Source organism: Pseudomonas agronomica, assembly GCF_025917275.1.
Lineage (GTDB): Bacteria > Pseudomonadota > Gammaproteobacteria > Pseudomonadales > Pseudomonadaceae > Aquipseudomonas > Aquipseudomonas agronomica.
Genome location: NZ_JAOSHO010000270.1, coordinates 1 through 6,902 on the forward strand (window position 1 = coordinate 1; position 6,902 = coordinate 6,902).

The window sequence follows — 6,902 nt, forward strand, 5'->3', positions numbered from 1 at the left end:
GCAAGCCTTTTTGCTTACTTTTTTGGCGTCTGAAAAAAGTGAGCCGCCGTAAGGGCGGAACCGCCAGCAGCCGTTACCGAAGCAACGGATATACACCCCATCTCAACATCAAAAAATCACGAGGTCAGCGCACCCCTGCGACTGGCCATAGCCGTAACCCCATACCCAATCAACGCCGCCAGGATCGACCCGGTAAGAATCCCCATCCGGTCCATGCCCGCGTACTCACTCACACCCGGCTCGAACGCCAGGGAACCCACGAACAGACTCATCGTAAAGCCGATCCCGCAAAGTATCGCCACCCCCAGCACCTGGCCCCAGTTCGCGCCGCTGGGCAGGCTGGCGATGCCGATCTTGACGGCCAGCCAGGTCAGGCCGAACACGCCGACGGTCTTGCCCAGCAACAGACCGATCGCAATGCCCATCGGCACATGGTGAGTGAAGCTCTCCACCGTGACGCCACTCAGCGACAGACCTGCGTTGGCAAACGCAAACAGCGGCAGGATGCCGTAGGCCACCCAGGGATGCAGGGCATGCTCCAGCGTCAACAACGGCGAGGTTTCGGCGTTTTTCGTGCGCAACGGAATGCAGAACGCCAAGGTCACACCGGCCAGGGTGGCATGGACGCCACTCTTGAGCACGCAGACCCATAGAATCAACCCGACCACCATATAGGGCCCGAGCTTGACCACGCCCATCCGGTTCATCGCCACCAGGCCGGCTATGCACGCGGCGGCCAGCCCCAATGACAACGTCGACAGGGAGCCCGAATAGAAAATCGCAATGATGATAATGGCGCCCAGGTCATCAATGATCGCCAGGGTCATCAGGAACAGCTTGAGCGACACCGGCACCCGCTTGCCCAGCAAGGCCAGGACACCCAGGGCGAAGGCAATATCGGTGGCCGTCGGAATGGCCCAGCCGGCAAGAGCGGCGGGGTTGTCGCGGTTGAGGAACCAGTAGATCAGCGCGGGCACCAGCATGCCTCCGATCGCCGCTGCGCCTGGCAAGACGATTTGCGAAGGCTTCGACAGTTGCCCATCCAGTACCTCGCGTTTGACCTCCAGGCCAATCAGCAGGAAGAACAACGCCATCAAGCCGTCGTTGATCCACAGCAGAAGAGGCTTGGCGATCTTCAGCGCACCGACCTGTGCAACCACTGGCGTGTCCAGCAAGCCGGCATATAGCCAGGATAACGGCGAATTGTTGATGACCAAGGCCAACACGGCGGCGGCGATCAGCAACAGGCCACTGGCCGCTTCGAGTTGGAAAAACCGTGACAAAGAATTACGTAGAGCCAAGGTTGCTCTCCATTCATCAATTTCAAAAAGATGGCACACCCTAACCCGTACGGTTGGTTGCTAAAACAAAAGTTATATTCTTTTTTGTTATATATCGTTACAAAGCGCCATGCGAGGGGGTCAGGCAGTTGCGTGTCATATTGGACCTTAGCTGTACCTGTGCGCGATGTCGGTTTTTTCCTAAGCTTGCGTCTCGTATTTCCGAACCAGATCGTGCCCCACGGCCATCGGTCTGCCTGCGTCGTACCGATCCAGTGAGAACACACACACCATGAACGACCACCGCCAGTGGGCGCGCGAAGCCATTCGCATCATCGAGGCCGATTTCCAGCGCAGCGCCGATACGCACCTGATCCCGCTGCCGTTGCCTGGATTACCGGGCATAGAGCTGTATTTCAAGGATGAGTCGAGTCATCCCACCGGGAGCCTCAAGCATCGGCTGGCCCGGTCGCTGTTTCTCTACGCGTTGTGTAACGGCTGGCTCAAGCCCGGTGCGCCGGTGATCGAGGCGTCCAGCGGATCGACAGCGATCTCCGAGGCGTACTTCGCAAGATTGCTGGGCCTGCCGTTCATCGCGGTGATGCCAGCGAGCACCTCCCGGGAAAAAATCGCACAGATCGCTTTCTATGGTGGCCAGAGCCATCTGGTGGATGATCCGACGCAGATTTACGCCGAATCCGAGCGCCTGGCCCGTGAGCATGACGGGCATTTCATCGACCAATTCACCTACGCCGAGCGCGCCACGGACTGGCGAGCCAATAACAACATTGCCGAGTCGATCTTCCAGCAGATGCGCTTCGAACAGCATCCGGAGCCCACTTGGCTGATTTCCAGCCCTGGCACCGGTGGCACGACCGCCACCCTGGGACGCTATGTGCGCTACCGCCAGCATTGCACCCGGGTGCTATGTGCCGATGCCGAGCGTTCGGTGTTCTTTGACTACTACCGCAGCGGTGATGCCAGCCTGCGCCTGGATTGCGGTTCGCGGATCGAAGGGATCGGCCGGCCACGGGTCGAGGCGTCGTTCCTGCCCAAGGTCATCGATGCGATGGTCAAGGTGCCCGACGCCTTGTCCCTCGCGGCCATGCACTACCTGGCCGAACGCCTGGGGCGACGGGTCGGCGGGTCCAGCGGCACCAACCTGATCGGCGCGCTGATTGCCGCCAAGCGCATGGTGGACGCCGGGGAATCGGGCTCGATCGTGGCGATTTTGTGTGATGGCGGGGAGCGTTACGCCACGACTTATTACGATCCAGCGTGGCTCAAGGAGCAAGGGTATGAATTGGACGCGTTGATCGGCGCCGTGGCGGCGTGTGTGGAGCGGGGGGACGCGCTGCCGGAGAGTGTGTTGCGGGCCAATATCTGACTCTGGAACACTCGGAGAACCCTGTGGGAGCGAGCCTGCTCGCGAAAGCGATGAATCATTCAGCATGTATGTTGAATGTTAATCCGGTTTCGCGAGCAGGCTCGCTCCCACAGTGAATGGATGTCAGTCCTTCAGGCCAAGAATATCCCGCGCCACCGCCTCGGCAATCCGGATTCCATCGACGCCCGCCGAGAGGATCCCGCCCGCATAACCGGCACCTTCGCCTGCCGGGAACAAGCCCTTCACATTCAAACTCTGCAGCGTTTCGTTTCGCGTGATGCGCAGCGGCGACGACGTGCGGGTCTCGATGCCGGTGAGCACGGCGTCATGCAGCGAATAGCCACGGATCTGTTTTTCGAACGCAGGCAGCGCTTCGCGGATGGCTTCGATGGCGAAGTCCGGCAGGGCCAGGGCCAGGTCGCCCAAGGCAACCCCAGGCTTGTAGGACGGCTCGACGCTGCCCAGCGCCGTGGACGGCTTGCCGGCGATGAAATCGCCCACCAGTTGCGCAGGGGCTTCATAGTTGCTGCCGCCGAGCACGAAGGCGTGGGATTCCAGGCGCTCCTGCAACTCGATGCCCGCCAGCGGGCCACCCGGATAATCCACTTCCGGGGTGATACCCACGACGATGCCGGAGTTGGCGTTGCGCTCGTTGCGCGAGTACTGGCTCATGCCGTTGGTCACGACGCGGTTCGGCTCGGAGGTTGCCGCCACCACGGTGCCGCCCGGGCACATGCAGAAGCTGTACACCGAACGGCCATTCTTGGCGTGGTGCACCAGTTTGTAGTCGGCGGCGCCGAGCTTAGGGTGACCGGCGTACTTGCCCAGGCGCGCGCTGTCGATCAGCGATTGCGGGTGTTCAATGCGGAACCCCACCGAGAACGGCTTGGCCTCCATGTACACGCCACGGCTGTGGAGCATGCGGAAGGTGTCCCGGGCGCTGTGGCCCAGGGCGAGAATCACGTGTTTGGAATGGATCTGTTCACCGCTGGCCAGCTCGACGCCGACCAGCTGGCCGTCTTCGATCAGCACGTCGGTGACCCGCTGTCCGAAGCGCACTTCACCGCCCAGGGCGCGAATCTGCTCACGCATGTTTTCCACGACGCCTGTCAGGCGGAACGTACCGATGTGCGGCTTGCTGACGTAGAGGATTTCTTCCGGCGCCCCGGCCTTGACGAACTCATGCAAGACCTTGCGCCCGAGGAATTTCGGATCCTTGATCTGGCTGTAGAGCTTGCCGTCGGAGAAGGTCCCCGCGCCGCCCTCGCCGAACTGCACGTTGGATTCGGGGTTGAGCACGTTTTTGCGCCATAGGCCCCAGGTGTCTTTGGTGCGCTGGCGCACTTCCGGGCCGCGCTCGAGGATGATCGGCTTGAAGCCCATCTGCGCCAGCAGCATGGCGGCGAAGATGCCGCACGGGCCGAAACCGACCACGATCGGCCGTTCGCCAAGGTCGGCTGGTGCGTGACCAACCACCTTGTAGCTGATGTCCGGTGCTTCGTTGACGTTACGATCATCGGCGAACTTGCGCAGCACGCTGGCTTCATCACGCACCGTCAGGTCGATGGTGTAGATGAAGCACAGCTCGGAGGATTTCTTGCGTGCGTCGTAGCTGCGCTTGAACAAGGTGAAGTCGAGCAGGTCATCGCTGGCGATGCCCAGGCGTTGCACGATGGCGGGACGCAGGTCTTCTTCGGGATGATCGATTGGCAGCTTGAGTTCGGTGATTCGTAACATGACAGGATCCGGTTCGCGGGGCGCACTACTGCGCCAGGGCGTGTTTCAAACCGGCGATTATAAGCCGCAAACCCGCTTTCGGTGAGGTTTAAACAGCGTCCCGTCGGATCAGTCGTCGCGCGCGCCGCCGAAATAGGCACAGCCGCGCTGGACCTGGCCGTTGACCCGCAACTCCGCACTCATGTGTTGCACGCTGCCGGTGGCGCTGTCGACACAGCGCGCTGGCGTTACCCAGAGCTCGACTTTCTGGCCGTTGGCTTCGGTGCCGAGGTTGAAGCGGCCATCGCCCAGTTGCTCCTCGACGTAAGGCACGGCCAACGGTGGCTGGCCTTCGCGGCCGAGCACCAGGCCCTTGCCACTGGCCTGAAGTGTCCATTCAGGGCCATGTCCTGCGGCGCGCAGAATCATGCGTTTGAAGTCTGCGTCATCGCAGGCGGTTCCTGAGCGTTCCAGGCGATAGAGCTGCTCGACATTCAACTGGCTGTCGGTGCCGGCCGCGGCACTGGAAACGATGGGGCCACGCAGGTCGGCGAACAGCTTGCCGCGTTCATCCGCCAGGGTGGCGGCCTGTTGCAGGACGCTGGTGCCGCCGGCGTCGTTGACGATGTAACGGCGCTGTTCCTGGCACGGCTGGAACACCAGTTTGCCATCGACCGCCGCCAATTCGCCCTGCATGCGCGTCTGCCCGGCATGGGAAGCGCTCTGGCGCGGGGCTTCGAGCAACTGGCAGCCGGCGAACAGTGGGAAAAGGGCGACAAACAACAGGGAACGAGCGGCACGCATCATTGGGTCTCCAGACAAGTGCCGCCACGTTACTCAGACTGATCCTTCATCACAAGGGGGGTTAGCCCACATGAAAAGTCTGGCCGGTTTGTAGGCCTTCGACACTCTTGGCGTAGGCCAACGCCACATCAGCCGCAGGAACCGGCTTATAGCCGCGGAAATACGGGGCATATTTGTCCATCGCTTCCAGCAGTACGTTCGGGCTCACCGAATTGACCCGCAACCCTCGCGGCAATTCGATTGCCGCCGCGCGCACAAAACTGTCGAGGGCGCCGTTCACCAGGGCCGCCGAGGCGCTGCTCTTGATGGGGTCGTGACTGAGCACGCCGGTGGTGAAGGTAAAAGATGCGCCGTCGTTGGCAAATTCGCGGCCGATCAGCAGCAGGTTGACCTGGCCCATCAGTTTGTCCTTCAAGCCGAGGGCGAAGCTGTCCTCGGTCATGTCGCCCAGGGGCGCGAAGGTGACGTTGCCTGCGGCACAAACCAGCGCGTCGAAGCGCCCGGTCTTTTCGAACAGGGCGCGGATCGAGGCGCTGTCGCTGATGTCCACCTGCACGTCACCGCTGTGGCGGCCGATGCGCACGATGTCGTGGCGGGGCGATAACTCGTTATCGATGGCTGAACCGATGGTGCCGTTGGCGCCGATCAACAGGATTTTCATGGGCTGTTCCTCAGTAGGGTTGAACGAGGTTGAAGTCTAGAGTGGATTTTCCTAGGGATAAGCGTGCTAATGGGAAACCTTTGGTTTTCATTTGGAAACAATCCAATGAGCGAAATAGACGACCTCGCCGCGTTTGCCGTGCTGGTGGAGGCTGGAAGTTTCACCTTGGCGGCGCAGCAGCTGGGGTGCAGCAAGGGGCAACTGTCCAAGCGCATCAGTCTTCTGGAGGAACGGTTTTCGGTGCTGCTGCTCCAACGTACGACACGACGCTTGAGTCTCACTGCGGCGGGCGCTGCGCTGTTGCCCCAGGCCCAGGCGTTGCTGGTCCAGGTGGAAAGGGCGCGTCAGGCATTGGCGCGCTTGAAGGGCGAAGTTTCCGGGCCGGTGCGTATGACGGTTCCGGTTTCGTTGGGCGAAACCTTCTTCGAGGGGCTGCTTACAGAGTTTGCCCATGCCTATCCCGACGTGCAGATCGAGCTGGAGCTCAACAACGGCTATCGCGATCTATCCCGCGATGGTTTCGACCTGGCTATCCGCTCCGATGCGGCGATCGATGAGCGGTTGGTGGCTCGTCCGTTGCTGGCCTGGCATGAAATGACCTGCGCCAGTCCGGCTTATCTGGAGCGCTACGGCGAACCGCAGACGCCCCAGGCCTTGGCGGAGCACAAGTGCTTGCTCAACAGCCACTACAGTGGACGGGAGGAATGGCTGTACCACCAGCAGCATGAGTTGCTGCGGGTGCGCGTGTCCGGACCGTTTGCCAGCAACCATTACAGCCTGTTGAAAAAAGCCGCCCTGGCGGGTGCCGGCATCGCCCGGTTACCTTCTTACCTGCTCAACGAGGAATTGGCTGACGGACGCTTGCGCTGGTTGCTGCGGGACTTCCAGACCCGGCGCATGCCGATGTACCTGGTGCACCCGTATCAAGGCGGGCTGCCCAAGCGCACGCAGGTGCTGGCTGATTATCTGATTGAGTGGTTCAAGAGGAGTGGGGAGGCGTTGGATCGGTTGTAGTAGTTACTGACGCTTACCCTTGTGGCGAGGGGATTTATCC

6 protein-coding genes are annotated in these 6,902 nt (G+C 61.3%); 2 read left to right on the forward strand and 4 right to left on the reverse strand.

Features of this window, described 5'->3' with window-relative positions:
- Positions 1–116: 116 nt before the first annotated feature.
- Positions 117–1,301 carry a Na+/H+ antiporter NhaA gene (gene nhaA / locus OC610_RS17925; RefSeq protein WP_264429487.1) on the reverse strand — a complete coding sequence of 395 codons (1,185 nt, stop codon included), beginning with the start codon at positions 1,299–1,301 and terminating at the stop codon, positions 117–119.
- A gap of 271 nt (positions 1,302–1,572) precedes the next feature.
- On the opposite strand from nhaA, the gene OC610_RS17930 reads away from it, so the two are divergent.
- Positions 1,573–2,667, forward strand: coding sequence for a PLP-dependent cysteine synthase family protein (locus OC610_RS17930; protein WP_264429489.1), 1,095 nt, complete (start codon positions 1,573–1,575; stop codon positions 2,665–2,667).
- Positions 2,668–2,790: 123 nt separating this feature from the next.
- On the opposite strand, the gene OC610_RS17935 is transcribed toward OC610_RS17930, so the two are convergent.
- From OC610_RS17935 to OC610_RS17945, 3 genes are all read right to left on the reverse strand, one after another.
- Entirely contained in the window at positions 2,791–4,404 is a 1,614-nt protein-coding gene (locus OC610_RS17935) for an NAD(P)/FAD-dependent oxidoreductase (protein ID WP_264429491.1), read from the reverse strand.
- A 108-nt stretch (positions 4,405–4,512) separates the two neighbouring features.
- Complete coding sequence (locus OC610_RS17940) at positions 4,513–5,187, reverse strand: hypothetical protein (RefSeq protein WP_264429493.1); 675 nt, start codon at positions 5,185–5,187, stop codon at positions 4,513–4,515.
- Positions 5,188–5,248: 61 nt separating this feature from the next.
- Positions 5,249–5,848: a short chain dehydrogenase gene (locus OC610_RS17945; protein ID WP_264429495.1), complete on the reverse strand. Its 600-nt coding sequence runs from the start codon at positions 5,846–5,848 to the stop codon at positions 5,249–5,251.
- A gap of 105 nt (positions 5,849–5,953) precedes the next feature.
- Between OC610_RS17945 and OC610_RS17950 the strand changes: the two genes are divergently transcribed.
- On the forward strand, positions 5,954–6,862 hold the full coding sequence (locus OC610_RS17950) for a LysR family transcriptional regulator (protein WP_264429496.1): 909 nt from the start codon (positions 5,954–5,956) through the stop codon (positions 6,860–6,862).
- The last annotated feature ends 40 nt before the right edge of the window (positions 6,863–6,902 follow it).